The organism is Leadbetterella sp. DM7, from assembly GCF_040829825.2.
Lineage (GTDB): Bacteria > Bacteroidota > Bacteroidia > Cytophagales > Spirosomataceae > Leadbetterella.
Map to the genome: position 1 here is coordinate 79410 of NZ_JBFOLH020000016.1, position 18477 is coordinate 97886.

Annotated in this window: 17 protein-coding genes; 8 read left to right on the plus strand and 9 right to left on the minus strand. The window is 38.7% G+C overall.

Features of this window, described 5'->3' with window-relative positions; all coding sequences use genetic code 11:
* The 9 genes from AB2U10_RS16090 to AB2U10_RS16130 all read right to left on the minus strand — a co-directional run bounded on the left by AB2U10_RS16090 (nucleotide 1) and on the right by AB2U10_RS16130 (nucleotide 11166).
* The gene (locus AB2U10_RS16090; RefSeq protein WP_367915870.1) at nucleotides 1–591 is read right to left on the minus strand and encodes a TetR/AcrR family transcriptional regulator; all 591 of its coding nucleotides are present in this window, start codon (nucleotides 589–591) and stop codon (nucleotides 1–3) included.
* Between the two features lie 91 nt (nucleotides 592–682).
* Nucleotides 683–922 carry a hypothetical protein gene (locus AB2U10_RS16095; RefSeq protein WP_367915871.1) on the minus strand — a complete coding sequence of 80 codons (240 nt, stop codon included), beginning with the start codon at nucleotides 920–922 and terminating at the stop codon, nucleotides 683–685.
* A 60-nt stretch (nucleotides 923–982) separates the two neighbouring features.
* Nucleotides 983–3481, minus strand: coding sequence for a cation-translocating P-type ATPase (locus AB2U10_RS16100; protein ID WP_367915872.1), 2499 nt, complete (start codon nucleotides 3479–3481; stop codon nucleotides 983–985).
* Between the two features lie 98 nt (nucleotides 3482–3579).
* The gene (locus tag AB2U10_RS16105; protein ID WP_367915873.1) at nucleotides 3580–4146 is read right to left on the minus strand and encodes a cytochrome b/b6 domain-containing protein; all 567 of its coding nucleotides are present in this window, start codon (nucleotides 4144–4146) and stop codon (nucleotides 3580–3582) included.
* A 4-nt stretch (nucleotides 4147–4150) separates the two neighbouring features.
* Nucleotides 4151–4897, minus strand: a complete 747-nt coding sequence (locus tag AB2U10_RS16110; RefSeq protein WP_367915874.1) for a phosphatase PAP2 family protein — start codon at nucleotides 4895–4897, stop codon at nucleotides 4151–4153.
* Between the two features lies 1 nt (nucleotide 4898).
* Entirely contained in the window at nucleotides 4899–6026 is a 1128-nt protein-coding gene (locus tag AB2U10_RS16115; RefSeq protein WP_367915875.1) for an efflux RND transporter periplasmic adaptor subunit, read from the minus strand.
* Between the two features lie 9 nt (nucleotides 6027–6035).
* Nucleotides 6036–10355: a CusA/CzcA family heavy metal efflux RND transporter gene (locus AB2U10_RS16120; protein WP_367915876.1), complete on the minus strand. Its 4320-nt coding sequence runs from the start codon at nucleotides 10353–10355 to the stop codon at nucleotides 6036–6038.
* 187 nt (nucleotides 10356–10542) lie between these two features.
* Nucleotides 10543–10938, minus strand: coding sequence for a hypothetical protein (locus tag AB2U10_RS16125; RefSeq protein ID WP_322969507.1), 396 nt, complete (start codon nucleotides 10936–10938; stop codon nucleotides 10543–10545).
* Between the two features lie 105 nt (nucleotides 10939–11043).
* Nucleotides 11044–11166 (minus strand): hypothetical protein, encoded by a 123-nt coding sequence (locus AB2U10_RS16130; RefSeq protein ID WP_493820703.1) that lies wholly within the window; start codon nucleotides 11164–11166, stop codon nucleotides 11044–11046.
* Between the two features lie 247 nt (nucleotides 11167–11413).
* Here AB2U10_RS16130 and AB2U10_RS16135 point away from each other — a divergent pair, with 247 nt between their 5' ends.
* From AB2U10_RS16135 to AB2U10_RS16170, 8 genes are all read left to right on the plus strand, one after another.
* The gene (locus AB2U10_RS16135; protein WP_367915877.1) at nucleotides 11414–12535 is read left to right on the plus strand and encodes a helix-turn-helix domain-containing protein; all 1122 of its coding nucleotides are present in this window, start codon (nucleotides 11414–11416) and stop codon (nucleotides 12533–12535) included.
* 163 nt (nucleotides 12536–12698) lie between these two features.
* On the plus strand, nucleotides 12699–13538 hold the full coding sequence (locus tag AB2U10_RS16140) for an alpha/beta hydrolase family protein (protein WP_367915878.1): 840 nt from the start codon (nucleotides 12699–12701) through the stop codon (nucleotides 13536–13538).
* 70 nt (nucleotides 13539–13608) lie between these two features.
* Nucleotides 13609–14304 (plus strand): DUF4386 domain-containing protein, encoded by a 696-nt coding sequence (locus AB2U10_RS16145; protein ID WP_367915879.1) that lies wholly within the window; start codon nucleotides 13609–13611, stop codon nucleotides 14302–14304.
* Nucleotides 14294–14713: a DUF6326 family protein gene (locus AB2U10_RS16150; protein ID WP_367915880.1), complete on the plus strand. Its 420-nt coding sequence runs from the start codon at nucleotides 14294–14296 to the stop codon at nucleotides 14711–14713. The genes AB2U10_RS16145 and AB2U10_RS16150 overlap by 11 nt, the downstream gene beginning before the upstream one ends.
* Before the next feature lie 98 nt (nucleotides 14714–14811).
* On the plus strand, nucleotides 14812–15189 hold the full coding sequence (locus AB2U10_RS16155) for a hypothetical protein (protein ID WP_367915881.1): 378 nt from the start codon (nucleotides 14812–14814) through the stop codon (nucleotides 15187–15189).
* Nucleotides 15190–15227: 38 nt separating this feature from the next.
* A complete protein-coding gene (locus tag AB2U10_RS16160; RefSeq protein ID WP_367915882.1) occupies nucleotides 15228–16262 on the plus strand; it encodes an alpha/beta fold hydrolase in 1035 nt (344 codons plus the stop codon).
* 8 nt (nucleotides 16263–16270) lie between these two features.
* Complete coding sequence (locus tag AB2U10_RS16165) at nucleotides 16271–16954, plus strand: hypothetical protein (RefSeq protein ID WP_367915883.1); 684 nt, start codon at nucleotides 16271–16273, stop codon at nucleotides 16952–16954.
* 74 nt (nucleotides 16955–17028) lie between these two features.
* Nucleotides 17029–18321: a DUF3108 domain-containing protein gene (locus tag AB2U10_RS16170; RefSeq protein WP_367915884.1), complete on the plus strand. Its 1293-nt coding sequence runs from the start codon at nucleotides 17029–17031 to the stop codon at nucleotides 18319–18321.
* Nucleotides 18322–18477: the final 156 nt, after the last annotated feature.

Below are 18477 nucleotides of genomic sequence, written 5' to 3' on the forward strand. Positions count from 1 at the left end.
TTATTTCTTTTCAATCATTTTTAAAATTCCCTCTAAAACTGCTGTACCGTCTTTTATCAGGTTGGATTTATGTCCTGAAAGTTTCCATTTCAAAACCGTCATTCTCATTCCTCCAAGTATAATAGTGGTAAGCGTAGATGCACCTATTAGCTTGTTGTATGTTCCGCCTTTTTGTCCTTTTTCAATGTTCTTATTGACGTATTGGTGCATTAAGTCCATTATCTCTGAAACCTTATAACTTAATCCTTCATCATAATGAAAAATACTTTCTGCAAAAATCACACTGACAATTGCGGGTTTATTGGTAAATGTTTGTAGCTGCGAATTGAAAATGGATCTCAATTCATCTGCTGCCGTTGCATCAGGATTTATAGGAATGTTATTGAGGCGGTTTTTCATTCCCGTGATGAAATAATTGAGCAAACCAAGCAAAATATCATTCTTACTTTTAAAATGGCGATACAATGCAGGTTCAGATAAGCCAATATCTGCTGCCAAATTTTTGATAGTCAGGTTTTGAATACCGTAAGTATCAATCCGAGCCGTTGCAGCTTCCATTATTTCTATTTGTCTGTCGCTAAACTTTTCCATATTATTTATTGGCTAACCAAACAAGTTAGTTAGTATTCACTTGCAAAGATAGAGATAATTTTTTAACGGACAATATTTGGCACTTTAATTTTTAGTTCTCCTGCACCAAATGCTGTAAGTTCGGGTCGTTCTTGATACGCTCCATTTCACTGACAACGATATTCATAACGTCCGCTTTTATCCGCTTGTAATTGCTTTCGATTTCCTGCTTCATATTATCCTCGCCCTGCTCATCCACGAAAGATAAAATCTGCGGTATCTTCTGATAGGCTTTTGTTTCGGAGGCTACCTTGTCATTATCCACTATAATTTCGGCGTATAAGATATTCACGGCATATTTTCCTTTGTGTAGGTTTTAAAAATAATCTCGCATTGCAAAATCATTTCTTTACTATCTTCTTTTTATCCATTTAAACATCTCAAACCACAAAACCGAAGCCGCTGCAATTAGAAATGACAGTCCTAATTCCGGGATGTTCAATCCGGCTACGTGAAAGAAATCGGCAAAAAGTGGTATATACAATATGGCAAAAAGTAATGCCAACGTGGCTCCGATGATAACTGGAAATAAACGGTTTTTGTATTTGAAGCTGTCGAATATACTATAAACGAGAGAGCGGTTCGCCAGGCTCAAAAATATATTGGCAAAAATTAAGGTAGTAAAAACCATTGCTCTTGTAGTTTCTTCGTTGCTTCCCTTTTGAACAGCAAATTGATAAACGAATAATACACCTGCTGTAATTATCAGACCTTGAATAATGCTGATGCTTAATTCTTTCCGGTTCAGAAAGGTTTCTGTCATTTTACGTGGCTTTTGTAACATTGCATTTTTCTCTATCGGTTCGTTTTCATAGACAATGGAACAGGTTGGTCCCATAATGAGCTCCAGAAAAATAACGTGTACCGGCGTAAAAATATGCGGGTAAATCCAACCTAAAAACAAAGGCAGTGAAACGGTCAGAATAATCGGGATATGAATGGAAATGATGTACTGAATGGCTTTTTTGATATTGGCGTAAATCCGTCGCCCTGCAGCAATTCCTGTAATGAGTTTGTCTAAATCATCGTTGGTAATAACCAGTGAAGCTGCTGCTTTGGCTATTTCTGTTCCTTTGTTTCCCATAGCGACACCAATATGAGCGGCTTTCAGTGCAGGGGCATCGTTCACACCATCACCCAACATAGCTACCACTTCTCCGTTTTGCTTCAAAGCGTTTACCATTGCCAGCTTTGCTTCGGGAAACATCCTTGTAAATAAAGTTGTTGTCTTTGAAAGTTCTATCAATTCCGCATCGGAATGATGAATGATTTCAGCACCATTAACAGCCGGAGTATGGTTGATAATCCCAGCTTGACGGGCAATGGCATTTGTGGTGTCAGCATTGTCGCCTGTAATCACTTTTACTTTAATTCCGGCATCGTAAATTTTCCGGAATACCTGCTGGATATTTTTTTTAGGTGGGTCGTAAAATACCGTAAATCCTAAAAAGTCAAAATTGAAATCCTGCTGTTTTTCGGGAAAATTGTTTCCCTTAAAATAACATTTGGCAACCCCTAATATCCGGTAACCTTGTTTGCCAAAATCACTAATATGCTGACGCAGTTTATCTTTTTCGTGTTCCGAAAGATTGGAAACAGCAAGAATGGCTTCGGGAGCACCTTTGGCTGCCACTATTCTTTCGCCTGAATGGTTTTCAAAAAGATGCGTCATCATCGGAGGCTTACCGTCCAACGGATATTCGTGCACCATTTGAAAATCTTTCCGTCGGTCATTCGGTTGAGCTTGCTCATAAATCTGATGCAGTGTTTTTTCCATCGGGTCAAACGGAACGGGTTCGCTGCTCCACATCGCAAAAGCAATGAGTTCGGATAATTCGGGTGCATTGAAACGTTCTTCGTCAAAAACCTGATTGGATTTATAATCGAAAAGGGCTTTCAGTCGCATAGAATTTTCAGTAATTGTTCCGGTTTTATCTGTACAAATTACAGTAGTGCTTCCCAGTGTTTCTACCACGCTGCTTCGCTTGATTATTATACCTTCACGCATTAGTTTCCACGCTCCCAATGCCATAAACGTAGTGAAAGCCACGGGAATTTCTTCCGGTAAAATGGACATTGCCAAAGTTAGCCCGACCAATAGACTTTCTATAATATTACGTGATTGCCAGAAACTGTATGCCCAAACCATCAGAAAAACCACTATTCCAAAAATTGCCATCCATTTTACAAATTTGGTAATCTGGATTTGCAGTGGTGAATGCTCTTCTTTAATCTCCTGAATGGTTTTCCCGATTTTTCCCAGCTTTGTTTCTGAACCGATTTTTTCAACTTTAAAAACCGCAAGTCCTGAAACTGTCAAAGTACCGCTATATATTTTTCTATCTTCAGTATCCTGATTTTTAAACACCGAAAAACTTTCCCCTGTAAGAGAGGCTTCATTTACGGAAAAATCATTACTGTATACTATTTCACCATCGGCATTAATCATTTTTCCTTCTTCAATAATACACAAATCGCCCACCGCAATTTCGCCAGTGGGAATTTGTATTACTTTTGAATTTCGTATAACGGTGCTGAGTGGTTCGTTCAGTTTTTCCAGAGCTTCCAATGCCTTTTTGCTGCGATTGTCCTGATAGAATGAGATGCCTGAAACAGCTATGATTGCTCCCAACATAAAAGCCGCTTCGGAATAATTGCCCACAATCACATAGATAACAGCCACTGCAATGAGTAAAAGCAACATCGGTTCTTTGAGAATAGCCAATAACATATTGTACCAGGTATTCTTTTTTATACTGTCTGCTTGGTTATAGCCAAATTTACTTTGAGAAATTTTTAGCTCTTCTTCCGAAAGACCTGTGAGATGTTTTGGGATATTATAGGTTGTCATATTTTTTAATTTTAGATGATTAGTTTCAAGTATTGAAACTACTTATGGAATAACTAAATTAGTAGGTTACCAATTATTTTTTAATACGAATTATCTATTTAATCTCCGCCAATCATTTTTGACGTTATTCCTTTTTTGAATGTTAATTCTGCTATAACAATTCCTGCAAAGTGTACCAATATAAAAATCGGAAACCAGTATATCGCCAGCTTATGTACGGTTTCCATAGGCTTTTTCAAATCCCCATCGCCCCATTTGAGATAAAATCCTGTAATAGCAGCAATGACTATAAACCAATAAAATAAGATATATATCATCCTTTGCAGACGTGCTTTTATGGACTGTGTTCCGATAAAAGGATTGGGGAAACGAGTTCCTTTCATCAGTATATAAGCAAACCTCATTAAGAAGACAAAAACGATAATATACGCTGTGTATTCGTGCCATTGCCACATAGGGCTAAGGATATCGTTGACTATGGCCATTGTCTGTTCCTTTGTCATTACTCCGGGAGCATCCTGCTCGATAACAGCAACAATGGGCTTTCGACCCATCCATTGCATTCTTAAAAATCCGGTAATAAACAGTACCGTCATTAGAAGCCCCAAAGACCAGTGCAATATTCTATGAGTTACAGTAAACTCTTTCTTAATAATTGTTTTCATTGTTTTAAAATGTTTTAATAATTGTAAGTCCAACAGCTTTGGATTGATAGAAAGGAACAACAGACAATGCTTCCCTTTCTTCTTTTGACGAAAACCATTTCGATGTGAAAGGAAACAGCCAATAGGCAATCTCGGTGGACAAGATACCAATACCTGCCCCCGCAACAATATCACCGACCCAATGCTTATCGTTGAATACCCTGTATATTCCTGTCATAGCTGCCAGAGGATACCCTGATATGCTAAGCCAGAAATTACTGTCCTTATATTCCCTGAACATAAAATGGGCTGATGAGAAGGCTGTAGCCGTATGTCCGGACGGGAAAGAAAAATTATTGGAACCATCGGGGCGTTCTTCGCCTACGAATTGTTTTGTGGGCAATACCAATGCTGCAGAGACTAATTGAGACGTAGCATAGATAATGGTTCTGTCTTTAAAATTATGTTTTCCTTTAACTCCGGCAAGATTAAGTCCATATACCGCTGCTGCCGGAGCATATTGCATATAATTGTCTATGGTTGCTCCGGCAATGATATGTTCCCGTGTTTCGTAGCGTGTGGACTGGTTCAATGACTTTAAATCATCAGACATCAAACTCAACGCTCCGTATGAAATCAAAACAGAAGGAACGATCAGTTTCTTTGCCGAAAATTTATACGCTTTATCTTCAATGCTTAATGTGTCTTTGCCTACTGTTTGAGCTTTTAAGCTCAACGCATACAAGAAAGTAATCAATAACAATGGTTTCATCTTAATCTTCTGCTTTATTTTTCAATGCCATTAACAATGTATAGGCTCCTTTTTGGGCGATTTTTTTACCGCTTAATTGGTTTTCATTGACAATCTCTATCCAGCCATCTCCAGAGGAACCGATTTCTACTGCTGTCATTCTGAAACTGTTCTTTTCCAGCACTTCAAAGACATAATGTTTTCCTTCAAAAGTCACAACGCTTTCCTCCGGAAGTGCTAATGCTTTGATTTCGGGTATGGGAACTTCGGCATTCATATAAAGACCAGGAATAAGTTTTGCGTTGTTTTCCGTGAAATGGGCGTGAACCTCCACCGCCCGGTCTTGGGAAATATTTTTACCGATTAGAATGATTTCGCCTCCATATTTCTTCTCCGGATTGCTGTTGGTGTATGCCGTAAGCGATTGTCCGATGCTGATTTTATCCCAATCTTTTTCAAATACTTTTAGGTTCAGGTGCAAATCTTTCGGATTTACCAGTTCAAACAACACATCCGATGGAGAAACGTATTTGCCTATATTCACAAAAACCTGCGAAACGAAACCGTCAAAAGGTGCATACACAGATGCAGTACGTTTGATGTTGTTCACCGAAACATTGAAGGGATTGATATGGATTAACCACAGTTTTTCTTCCAGTGCCTTTTGGCTGATGAGTAGCGTTTCATAATTGGCTTTTGCCTGCAAATACACTTTATCACTGCTTGCTTTACTCTGGTTCAATTGCTTCTGGCGGTGGTATTCGGCTTCTGCATTTTGCAATTGAGCCTTTGCCGTCAGGTAATCCTGTTGCAGTTGGATGAACTGGTTGTCTTCCATTACAGCGATCACTTCACCTTTTCGGAAGTGCATTCCGGGTAGCAATTTCGTGGATTTTACATATCCGCCCAACGCACTGCTCACCGACACGAGGTTTTGTGGCGGTACGTCCACCGTCCCGTTCAGTTTCAGCGTTTTGGTAACGGTTCTTTCTTGTAATTCAACGGTCGTCAGCGAGAATGCTTTTAGCTGTTCGTCCGATAGTTTCAACACATTTTCGGTAGCTTCCGTAGTGTTTTCTTCTGTTGTATTTTCCTTATTTCCGCAACTCCATAACAGGAGCAAAACGAAAATTCCGACTATATTTTTCATTTGAATAATTTATTTTGAAATGAGATATTGAAGATTGATGATTTGGAAATTGAGCTGCATCACGGCATCGTAATAATCGCTCTGGATTTGAATGGCCTGATTATTGAGCATCACCCAGTCTAAGTAATTGATTTCGCCATTGGCAAATTGTTCTTCTGCTGTTTTGAAAATCTGCTCGGCTGCCGGCAATTGTTTTTTCTTATACGTCCCGACGATGTCAAGCTGTGTCCGGTACTGCTGCAATGCCGCTTCATACCCGCTTTCCCATTCCGCTTTACGCAAAGCGAGTTCATTTTCCGTGAAGAGAATACGCTGTTCCTCTGCTTTAATCTGTGATTTCTGTGCTTTGAAAAAAATAGGTATGCCTACACCCACCTGAAAGGAATTAAAGCGATTGCTGTTCAAATCCCTGAAGCTCTGGTTGAAATAACCAACGGACAGATTGGGCAACAGCTTCGATTTTTCTAATCGAACCGATGCTTTTGCTTTTTCGATTTCCTGTGCCGACAATAGCAAGACCGGATGTTGTGCGACATCTGCATTCGCATCAAAAAGTCCATCCATAACAACGATGTCGGAAGCCGATGGTTCATAGCGGGTGTCAGCATTCAGCATCAGTTGAAGCTGTATTTTTGCCAACTCAATTTCGTTTGCCAACGCTTTTAATTGTATAGCAATGTTTTCCTGTTGCACTTCGGCAGCCGTTTTTTCAAGCAGGTTGCTTTCGCCGCTTTCCATTCGCAGAGAAGCTTTTTCTAAAAACCCTTTATACATTTCATCGGTACGGTTCAGGATTTTTTCCCGCTCACGCAAAACCAAAATCTTGTAAAACAGTTCACTTACAGTCTTACGGATATCCAGTTTGTTCAGGTTCACCGAAATAACTGCCGAATTCCATTCTTCGTTCAGTAGTTTCTTCTGGTTGCTGTACACAGTCGGAAAACTGAAAGATTGTGAAATCCCGAATTTATTATCGGAACTAGCACTGTTGACCTGTCCGAATTCGCCCGTTACGGCAGCCTGTGGAATGTTGGCTCCGGTAGCCGTCCGCTTTTTATAATATTCGGCGAGCAAGCTTTGGCTTTTTGCCGACAGGTTGTTTTCCGTAGCCATTTTTACCGCTTCTTCGAGTGTAATGCTTTGGGAAAATGCCGAACCACTTAAACCCAATAAAATAAGCAGTGTTGCACTTTTCCCGCCGAATGTCAGTTTGGGGAATTTAAGTTTTTCAAACAGTACAAATAAAGTGGGCAATACAAAAAGGGTCAGAAATGTTGCAAACAGTAAACCGCCGATTACCACCGTTGCCAACGGACGCTGCACTTCCGCTCCTGCACCGTTGCTCACCGCCATCGGGAAGAAACCGAGCGATGCCACGAATGCGGTCATCAGTACCGGGCGAAGCCTTGTCTTGGTTCCCAGCAATGCTATCTGGTACAGCTCTCTCTCTCCAGCTTGCTTCATCCGGTTAAACTCTGCGAAAAGCACAATCCCATTGAGTACGGCTACCCCGAAAAGGGCAATGAAACCGATACCTGCACTGATGCTGAACGGCATTCCACGCAATGCCAACAAGAAAATTCCACCGATTGCAGACAGAGGAATGGCGGTATAGATCAACAAACTTTCCTTGACGGAACGAAAGGCGAAGTACAGCAGAATGAATATCAATACCAGCGAAACCGGAACGGCTACCATCAATCGGTTCGTGGCTTCATTCAAGTTCTCAAAGGCTCCGCCGTAAGTTACGTAGTAGCCGGGCGAAAATGCCATCTGTTTATCGGCTTTGCCCTGCAATTCGTTGACGATGCTCTGTACATCACGTCCACGAACGTTGAAGCCAACCACAATCCTCCTTTTGGCATCTTCACGCTGAATCTGTGCGGGCCCTTCTATGATCTGTACATCCGCTACCTGATACAACGGTATCTGATTGCCCTTGGCCGTTGGGATAAGTAGGTTGCGTATATCTTGCAGATTTTCACGTTGTGTTTCGTCCAGACGAACCATAAGCTCAAAACGCTTCTCGCCCTCATACACTTTACCTGTACTTTGTCCCGCAAAAGCAGTGTTCACGACTTTGTTGATGTTAGTTATATTCAGATTATATTGGGAAATATTTGCACGGTTGTATTTTATTACCACTTGTGGCATCCCTGTGATGGGTTCGATGTATAAGTCCTGAGCTCCTTCTACCGTTTTGATGATTTCGCCTAAGCGGGCTGCATAAGCCGACAGGCTGTCCAGATCTTCACCGAAAATCTTACAGACCACATCCTGCCTTGCTCCGGTCATCAGTTCGTTAAAACGCATCTGCACAGGATATTGAAAACCGGTGGTAATGCCCGGAACGGCTTCCAGTGATTTGCCCATTTTTTCGGCCAGTTCGGGAAAGGTTTTGGCAGATTTCCATTCCTTTTTATCTTTCAGGATCACCATCAGGTCGCTCGCTTCCATCGGCATCGGGTCGGTAGGTACTTCACCGCTTCCTATTTTGGTCACGACCTTTTCTACTTCGGGATAATCCCTTATGAGGATATGGGCTGCTTTCTGGGTGTAATCAACCGTTGTTTTCAGGTTACTTCCCGTCAATACACGGGTATCTACCGCAAAATCGCCTTCTTCCAATGCCGGAATAAATTCGCCTCCCAATCGAGACAAAATAAGCACTGCAACGATGAACAGGGAAACCACCACACCAATAACGATTTTTGGGAAATGCAGTACCTTAGCGAGAGCTTTGTGATGAATGTTCTCCAACTTTTGCATAATCCGGTCAGAAAAATTGGGTTTGTGCTTGATTTTTTTACTCAACACCAATGAACTCATCATCGGTATATAGGTAAGTGAAAGGATGAATGCACCGATCAAGGCAAAAGCCACGGTCTGTGCCATCGGCTTGAACATTTTTCCCTCGATGCCTTCAAGCGTGAAAATAGGCAGGTACACGATCAGGATGATGAGCTGTCCGAATACGGCACTATTGACCATTTTTGTAGCCGAATTGCTGACCTGATGGTTCATTTCGTCCTGCGAAATACGATTGGCGACTGCAAATTTCTTTCCGTGCATCTGGTGCAGCACCGCTTCTACAATGATAACCGCTCCGTCCACAATCAATCCGAAATCCAATGCTCCCAAGCTCATCAGGTTACCGCTCACACCAAACAAATTCATCATAATGATGGCAAACAGCATCGAAAGGGGAATCACAGAAGCGACCAGAAATCCCGCCCTGAAATTCCCGAGGAACAAGACCAGTACAAAGACCACGATCAAGGCTCCTTCGGCAAGGTTGGTCTCAATGGTACTGATGGCATTGTTGACCATCTTGGTACGGTCGAGGAAGGGTTCGATGACCACGCCCTTGGGCAATGTTTTTTGGATGACGGCTATGCGTTCTTTTACATTTTTGATGACTTCAGCACTGTTGGCTCCCTTAAGCATCATCACTACTGCACCTGACACTTCGCCCTGATCGTTGTAGGTCATTGCTCCGTAGCGTGTGGCATAGCCTGTCTTCACTTCGGCAACATCTTTCAACAATACAGGAATACCGTCCTGCGTTGCCGTGACCGAAATGTTTTCGATATCTTCTTTATTCCCAATCAGTCCTTCACTACGGATATAAAGCACGGTAGGGCCTTTTTCGATATAAGCACCTCCAGTATTCTGGTTGTTATTTTCCAATGCCGTGAATACGTCACTGATGCTGAGGTTCAGCGATTGCAGTTTGTTGGAATTGACCGCAATTTCATATTGTTTCAGCTTACCTCCGAAGCTGCTGACTTCGGCAACACCTTTTACACCTAATAGTTGTCGCCTTACGATCCAGTCCTGAATGGTACGCAGTTCGGTGGCATCAAATTGGTTTTCGTACCCTTTTTCGGGTCTTACCACGTATTGGTAAATCTCTCCCAATCCAGTGGAAATAGGCCCCAGTTCGGGCGTACCTACACCATCCGGAATTTCATTCTGAACGGTTTGTAATCTCTCAGCAACCTGCTGTCTTGCCCAATACACATCGGTATTGTCATCAAAGACAATGGTTACCAACGATAATCCAAAGCGGGAAAAACTCCGTATTTCGGTAATACCGTTGATATTGCTGTTTGCCTGTTCGATAGGGAAAGTAACCAGACGTTCGATATCGGTCGCTCCCAAGGAAGGTGCTACGGTAATGACCTGCACCTGATTGTTGGTAATATCAGGTTGTGCGTCGATCGGTAATTTGGTGGCTTCGTATAAGCCTAAACCGATAAGGGCTATGGTAAAAAGCCCGATGATGAGTTTATTCCGAATGGAAAACTCAATTATTTTATCTAACATAATTTGTACTACTGTTAATGATGAATGGAATACGGGATTTGCAGGCATACACTATTGGTGCAAAGCCCGAAAAACGCAGATGATTAATTAGGTACACGCTTATGTTGCGGAAATATACGTTCCGTATAAACACACAGAAACGACATCCGCAAAAGCGAATTCAATTAAAATATCTGTCCAAGAAAAATTAACAGGATTTTGGCGGTTGCCAAATAGCAGAAAGATAGTTATTGTCTGAGAATGCATCGTCCAAAGGCAAAGCTTTGGGTTCTTTACCCACAAGTTTTCTCGTTTCTATTTCAAAACTAAAAGGAGGGGTAAGTACAAAACTAACACTCAAAACATCGATATGGACGATAAACGGTAGTTGTTGGTCATGCTCGTAATCCTCATCGTGTGGATGATTTTCGAGGTGGTTGCCTTCATAATGAAGTGCGAGAAATTCCATCACATTTATTTGAGGATTTTTCTCTTTGTGCTCGAAATAATGTTCTACCAACATAGGGAACTTCAGCAACTGACCTAATTCAGTTGTTGAAATAAGATACACAGATAGAAACAATATGGCGAGTACTCTCCTCATACAGCAAAGTTAATGAAAAAGAGTATTCAGTTTTTTAAGTTGTTGTAATTTAAAACCTTTCAAAATTAAGACATCAAGGAAGTTAGATTATTTTAAACATTTCTTCTACCCTTGTTGTATCAAATGCTGTAAGTTCGGGTCATTCTTGATACGCTCCATTTCGCTTTCAAAAATATGCACAATGTCTGCTTTTATCAGACGGTAGTTGCTTTCGATTTCCTGCTTCATATAATCAACTCCGTTTTCATCAACAAAAGATACCGCAGATATTATCCTTTACCGATAATAACGGAGCGGATAATATGAAGCAGGAAATTGAAGCCAATTACAAGCAAGTCAAGCAGGATGTTATGATTATTGTTGAAAGTGAAATGAAACGCATCAAAAACGACCCGGATTTGCAGCATTTGGTACAGTAATATAATGCCAAAAGATATTTTTGTTAAATTTGTTGTATTAATCGGCATTGTGGTTTATGAACTATTTTTTCACGGTTGGTATTTCTATTGCGTTATTTCTGACAGTAATCTTATTGACGAAACAAAATAGGTCTGCTACTGATTTTATTTTCGCTGGGCTGTTGTTCTTTGCAGCCCAAACTATTTTGAACACATTTTTAGTAGAATCGGGATTGTATTTAACTTATCCGGATTTATTAGTTTTTTGTTTTCCCAGTCCGATAATAGTCAGTGTATTTTTATATCTATATACCAAGTACCAAACTAACAATATACAGTTTCAATGGCGGGAACTTTGGCATTTCGCTCCTGCTGCAATTATCTTCCTGATTTATGTCCGATTTTTCTTTTCAAGTCCTTCTCAAAAACTGGCTATCATGCAATCGAAAGGAGCAGGATATGAATTTGAAAATTTGTTAAGAATAGCTATAATCTATGTTTCTGGTATTATGTATAGTATTTTATCGCTCCAAATTTTATTTAAGTATCGCAGAAATATCAAAAATGAGTTTTCAAACACTGAAAAGATTGAATTCAACTGGCTTCTATTTCTAATAATTGGTATGCTGGCAATTTGGCTGGTAATTCTGTTTGTACAAAGCAATAATATAATTTCAATATCATCAACCATTTTTGTGATTTTGATTGGCTATTTTGGCATCAATCAGGTAAATGTTTTTGGGAAAAAAGCCGTTCCCGAATCCAATGTTATTTTAATAAATGAAGAAGAGAAGGATAAAGAACTTGATACATTATCTCCTTCAAAGAAGTATCAATACTCCAATTTAAGCAACGATGAGTCTTTACAGATACATAATCTGTTATTGAAAATTTTGGAAAATGAAAAACCGTTTTTGAATCCAGAACTGACGTTGGCAGAATTGGCTAAACTTATTCCAACCCACCCCAATAAATTGTCTGAAGTCATTAACAAATATGAGGAAAAGAATTTCTATGACCTTATTAATGAGTGGCGCATTAACAATTTTTTACAACTCTTGAATAAGCCTGAAAACAAGCAATACACCCTAATGTCGCTTGCTTATGATAGTGGTTTTAATTCAAAAGCTTCCTTTAACCGGAATTTTAAGAAATATACCGGCAAAACACCAAGTGAATACCAAATCAACCAGAAATGACGACAATATCAACGGTATCAATCCTCACTCAATAAGTTTCAGCCCGCACAATAGTCTCATTATCAATACTTATTGCATGTCAAATAATTTGTCTCACTATGACCATTGAGACCTTGAATTAAAATTTCCAAACGATTTTTGCATTCGAATTACTATCCGGTTCATGCATTTATTTCAAATAAATATAAACGAACAAGAATCTATTAAGTGCAGTTTGTACAACGATACAAGTTCTGATACAATGGTAATTATTGCATCAGCAGCCGGAGTGCTTCAATCATTTTACCGAAAGCTGGCTCAGTTTTTTCAAACTAACGGAACTTCGGTAGTTACATTTGATTATACTGGTATCGGAAAATCCTTAAATGGAAATATCAAAAAAGAAAATTCTAGCCTGGCAAATTGGGGAAATAGGGATTTAGAAGCCGTAATCATACATACCATTAAAACTTTCCCTCATCATAAATTAATTCTCTTAGGTCATAGTATTGGCGGACAATTAATCGGTTTAGCTCCGTCATCTTACAAGGCAGATAAAATTATTCTTGTTGCAGCACAATCAGGCTATTGGAAATTTTGGAAAGGAGTTAGTAAAATAAGGATGTGGATAAATTGGTATTTTCTTGTACCTGCACTAATAAAAGTATTCGGGCATCTGCCTTCTAAAAAATTCAGCAGGATGGAAAGTCTACCCAAAAATGTTGCTGAAGAATGGGCAAAATGGTGCAGGAGCAGCGATTATTTATTTGCAAACGTTTCATACAACAAACTCTACTTTGACAGAATAAAATGCAAGCTCACTTCTATAAGTATTGATGATGATTTTTTTGCTCCAAAAAAATCTGTAAGCTGGTTAACAGCAAAATTTGAGAATGCTGGTATAAAACGCCTACACCTTTTCCCTAAAGATTTTAATGCGTTGAAAATTGGGCATTTTTCATTAAACAATGAAAAATTCAAGAATAGTATTTGGAATATTTTATGGGAAGAAACTGATAATTAAGAGATATGAAGCAACACAAATATTTTGGCGAAATAGTTAATGGCTACTCAATTTTCTCAAAAATTAAATTATGACTACAATTAAAAATACAGCAAGGATTGCGGGGTTTATTTACCTGGTCGTTGTAATTACAGGAATGTTCAGCCTGGCTTATGTTCCCAATAAACTTATTAACTGGAATAACGGAGCGGCAACATTTAGTAATATTACTGCTTCTACTTCATTATTCAGATTGGGCATATACAGCAGCGTGGTTTGCTATGTAGCATTTGTTTTTTTGCCAATTGTTTTATACAAGCTTTTAAGAGCGGTTAATGAATCTCGGGCAAGGGTAATGGTGATATTGGCATTATTAAGTGTGCCTTTGTCGTTTAATAATTTGCAACATAAATATGCCGCATTAACGCTCACTGGTAAAGAATCCTTTCTGCAAAATATTTCAATAGAAGATTTACAAAGCAAACTAATGTTATCTCTGAACCAGTATAACGATGGGATTTTGCTTGCAACGGTATTTTGGGGGCTTTGGCTTTTTCCGTTTGGGTTGCTGGTTTACAAATCAGGATTTATACCAAAAATATTTGGCGTTTTACTGATGTTAGGTTGCGTTGGCTATTTGATAAATTTTACTGGCAATACTTTATTTGAAAATTACTCCAAAATAGGGATTGGAAAATATATGAGTATGCTGCCAGCAGCAGGAGAAATAGGTATATGTTTTTGGCTGTTATTTTTTGGTTTAAAAGCAAAGGCAAATGGAAAATAAAAAAACGCAATTCGAAGATTTTAAAATCAATATCAAACTGATACTCTCCGCACTTTGGGCTTCCGTAATGTTTCTTTACATCTATGGTGATTATTTTGAATTGTACGTTCCTGGAAAAGCACAAGGGCTGCTGAATGGACAAAACATGCTGAGTACGCCTTACAAATTGCTTTTGGCAACAATTGTTATGACACTTCCTTCGCTGATGATTTTTTCTTCGCTTATGATAAAACCAAAATGGAATAGGGTTTTAAATATTTCAACTGGAATATTTTTAACCATGTTCACTTTTTTTGTAGGCGTTTCATCCTTTACTGAATGGAAAATATTTTATGTAATGCTGTCTTTTTTGGAAAGCATTATTACATCCATTATAGTATGGAAGGCATGGTACTGGCCGAAGAAGTAATTGTGCAGACTGATAAAGACTATAAGCGAGTACAATAATTCAACCTATGAATTAAAACGCAATTACCCCTTTATATAACATATCTAAAATTTTTAAAAATGAAATTATTTAAAACGTGCCTTTTCATCGCATTTATTATGCTCCTTGCAGCTTCTTGCAGAAAATCAGATTCCGATACGGGTAATACTTATCCTAAACAAGTAAGTATTACCTACCGTGTTAGCAGCACAACAACGAATAACCTGGTGTCCATTACTTATGATAACGAAACCGGGGGACAGACTACTGCTAATAACCCAGCATTGCCATTCACAAAAACCATCACAAAAACTGTCAACAAAAACAATATTATAACGGTTGGATATTTTGTGAATCCAGCTCAAACCGTAAAGCTGGAAGTATTAGTTGACAATGAGGTTGTAAAATCTCAGGTATATACTAACCCCAATGCTGCAATGTCATATACTTTTCAATAACAAAGAAAATCTGGCTTGCATTAAAACAAAAAAATAGTATGAAAAAATCGTTCAGCATTTATTTAGCCTTTATAATCTTTTCGGTATTCTCTTTTTCCTGCACTAAAGAAAGGTATATAGGCGAGGTTGGAAACTTAGTACCCAAAACGGTTGACCAGGATGCCACGCTGCCTTCAATTTCCATTAACGGTGCGTTGTTGCATTCAGAAGCTTTTGGTGCAAAAGACAGTACATTGATTATATGTATCCACGGTGGCCCCGGTGGTGACTACCGTTATATGCTCAATTGCAAAACGCTTGCAACAAAAGGCTATCGTATTGTTTTCTACGACCAGCGGGGTGCAGGTCTTTCTCAACGATTTCCAAAAGCTTGGTATAAATCCCAGGGCAGCGATGCCATTAGTAAGATATTTTATGACGAATTAAAAGGCGTGATAGCCCATTATAAAACAAGTGCTTCACAAAAAGTAATTCTGTTGGGACAGTCTTGGGGAGCCATGTTGGCTACCGGCTACACAGGTAAATATCCAAACGAGATAAATGGTTTAATTGTAGCGGAGCCGGGTGGTTTAAAATGGGATGATGTGGTTGACTACGTTTCCGAATCAAGGTCATTCAAGTTGTGGAGTGAAACTTTAAATGATGCCACCTATATTGACCAGTTTATTACAGGCAAAGAAGACCAGCACGAAATATTAGACTATAAAGCAGGTTTGATGGGTTCTGTAAATACAATAGTTGGCGATGTGGGTTCGGATTTAGGTAATAATGCACCGACTTATGTTGCCTCCCGAAGTGGTGCTGTCGTTAATGCCGCATCTTACGAATTAGGGCAAGATACTAAGCCTGATTTTTCAGCAGGCATCAGTAATTTTTCAAAAAAAACACTTTTCATCTATAGCACTAACAACAAAGCTTACCCTGACAGTTGGGCAACAAAAATTTCATCAGTTTATCCTAACAAAGAAGTTTTTAAGGCACAGGGAGTTGGTCATTCGGGAATGTTTGACCAGATAAATTTTTGGACAACAGCGATGGAACCTAAAATTATTTCTTATATACAATCTTTATAACAGAATAAATGAAGACAATTACTCTTAAGCCAATTATTATACTTGCTGTTTTCTCATTTTTTCAAAATAAAATACATGCACAGGTTATAAACTGGGAAAATGGTTCTAAACAAAATAAGCATTTGTTACATGCTAATGCTGGAGCAGAGTATAGTTTGACGGCCGGGTTGGGTTATCATCGCTTAATACCCGTTAAAAAATTTCCTTTATGGGTTGGTGGTGAAGTCTCTATACCTGCAGGAAATAAGTTATCTGATGATTTTAAAGTGAGGTTAGGTACACAAATCAGGATTGCTACATTCAACCATTTCCAGTTTTCAGCAAGGGTACAAGGAATATCCAGGCGTTATCAGAATCAGTCGGTCACACTTTTCAATTTTGGAAGTGATTTTGCCAGCACATTGGGCTATTATCAAAAACATTGGTTTGGTGGTGTTGAAGTTGGTTTTGAAAAAGCCATCGTTACACATTTTAAACACAGCGATTGGTACAAAGAAAATATTTACGACAATGTTCAGGATGGCTGGTATGAGCCTGCAACCGGAGGTAACTTTTATTATGGATTACAGGGAGGCTATTCTATGAAGAAAATAGATATTACTCTTAAAGCCGGAAAATTTTTACAGGAAGATTTTAAGTCACAACCATTACTTCCTTTTTATGGGCAATTGGGGGTGAATTTTAGATTTTGAAATGATAGATGAATAATCATCATTTAAAAAGAGTAAAGTATGAAACAAAAATAATACATCCATAAATATTACGTATGCGAATGATTAGAGTCCTATTTTTTGCGTTTGCAGTTTTGAATGCAAATGCTCAATCCCTGCTTAAACCGGGAGATAATTCAATTAATAAAAATGCAATAAGAAATGTACATTTTGAAATGGCATACTTTTCTGTGTCAGGGGGAGAAACTTTAGAAATCGGTTCTTTTGATGTAGCAATAAATACAAATGAAAAAACCGTATCCGTATTCACAAAGATAATATCTCCAAAAGGAAATTCAATTTGGGCAGATACAAGCATAGCAGATATAGCTACATTAAAGCCTATTTACCGGTCTTCCAACAATTCCGAAAAGCAATATCATATTAAGTATGGCAATGCTATAGAGGGTTATTATTACGACAAGCGTTCAAATAAAGGTCATCAGGTTAAGGATAATAAAAATGGGGGCTTTTTCGACAGTTTTATTTACCCCTACCTGCTCGGTGCGCTTCCCCTTACTTCCGGTTACAAAGCTATTTTGCCCGTATATGAATACAAGCCTGGAACTACAAACAACATTTCAAATACCCGTATTACTGAAGTGAAAAGTAGTATGCATAAAAGTAATATTACAGGCGAGCATGCAGTGTGGCAGGTTAGCGTATTTGAAGAAGGAACAAATGTTAAGTGTGAGTATTATATTGATAAAGAAAGCAGAAAACTCTGGAAAGTGGATATGCTAGCATCTAACGGCAAAAAATATTTACTGGTTGATAAAGAACTTGATTATAACCCCTTTACCGTAACATTTGATAAGGAACAAACTTATAAAATGGTTACAGCAGGCTCCGGCACAATTAGTGGTCAAATTTATGCCAGGGACAATGAGAATACGACTAAAGGAGGAATAGCAATACTTAACGTAAACAAAAAACAGTATGCTCCACGGGGTACAACTGTCATTCTTATTCCTTATACGGATTATTTTAAAGAATGGATAGCATTGAATGAAAAGCTTCGAAAAAAAGGGCAAGCCGTGCCGCTTGCGAAAGAAGCTGCTGCATGCATAAAACAAACTTCCGTATATGATAATGATGGAAATTTTGAGTTTACCAATCTTATGCCGGGTAACTATTATTTATTTACTGAATTTGGATATACCCATACATTTTCAAGAACTGATATTGTAGGCTATACTGATACTTACATTAATGGTTTGTTCCAGGGAACTACTGCTAATACCGAGGTGAACAGATACAAAACAAGTGCCGCCGCCACTTTAAAAAAGATAGTAACAATTAATAAGGAGGGAGAAAAGGTAAATGTAAAATTGAAGAAAACACTATAGTGATAAATAAAGAGAAAATATATAGTAACCAATGCCATTTAGTTAAGCTATAGATTTTTGTAAACCATTGAGAATTTGGCTCTTGGTTTTTTCTTTCTTATGTATTTACGGCTTGGTCTTACCTTATTGACTGCTTTTGCTACGATTTTGTCAAAC

Bases quoted from the DNA above. Each gene is read 5' to 3' on its own strand.
- AB2U10_RS16135 (WP_367915877.1), top strand. From the start codon at position 11,414: ATGAACTATTTTTTCACGGTTGGTATTTCTATTGCGTTATTTCTGACA.
- AB2U10_RS16150 (WP_367915880.1), top strand. From the start codon at position 14,294: ATGGAAAATAAAAAAACGCAATTCGAAGATTTTAAAATCAATATCAAA.
- AB2U10_RS16090 (WP_367915870.1), bottom strand. From the start codon at position 591: ATGGAAAAGTTTAGCGACAGACAAATAGAAATAATGGAAGCTGCAACG.
- AB2U10_RS16140 (WP_367915878.1), top strand. From the start codon at position 12,699: ATGCATTTATTTCAAATAAATATAAACGAACAAGAATCTATTAAGTGC.
- AB2U10_RS16100 (WP_367915872.1), bottom strand. From the start codon at position 3,481: ATGACAACCTATAATATCCCAAAACATCTCACAGGTCTTTCGGAAGAA.
- AB2U10_RS16145 (WP_367915879.1), top strand. From the start codon at position 13,609: ATGACTACAATTAAAAATACAGCAAGGATTGCGGGGTTTATTTACCTG.
- AB2U10_RS16155 (WP_367915881.1), top strand. From the start codon at position 14,812: ATGAAATTATTTAAAACGTGCCTTTTCATCGCATTTATTATGCTCCTT.
- AB2U10_RS16110 (WP_367915874.1), bottom strand. From the start codon at position 4,897: ATGAAACCATTGTTATTGATTACTTTCTTGTATGCGTTGAGCTTAAAA.
- AB2U10_RS16105 (WP_367915873.1), bottom strand. From the start codon at position 4,146: ATGAAAACAATTATTAAGAAAGAGTTTACTGTAACTCATAGAATATTG.
- AB2U10_RS16120 (WP_367915876.1), bottom strand. From the start codon at position 10,355: ATGTTAGATAAAATAATTGAGTTTTCCATTCGGAATAAACTCATCATC.
- AB2U10_RS16125 (WP_322969507.1), bottom strand. From the start codon at position 10,938: ATGAGGAGAGTACTCGCCATATTGTTTCTATCTGTGTATCTTATTTCA.
- AB2U10_RS16160 (WP_367915882.1), top strand. From the start codon at position 15,228: ATGAAAAAATCGTTCAGCATTTATTTAGCCTTTATAATCTTTTCGGTA.
- AB2U10_RS16165 (WP_367915883.1), top strand. From the start codon at position 16,271: ATGAAGACAATTACTCTTAAGCCAATTATTATACTTGCTGTTTTCTCA.
- AB2U10_RS16130 (WP_493820703.1), bottom strand. From the start codon at position 11,166: ATGAAGCAGGAAATCGAAAGCAACTACCGTCTGATAAAAGCAGACATT.
- AB2U10_RS16170 (WP_367915884.1), top strand. From the start codon at position 17,029: ATGCGAATGATTAGAGTCCTATTTTTTGCGTTTGCAGTTTTGAATGCA.
- AB2U10_RS16115 (WP_367915875.1), bottom strand. From the start codon at position 6,026: ATGAAAAATATAGTCGGAATTTTCGTTTTGCTCCTGTTATGGAGTTGC.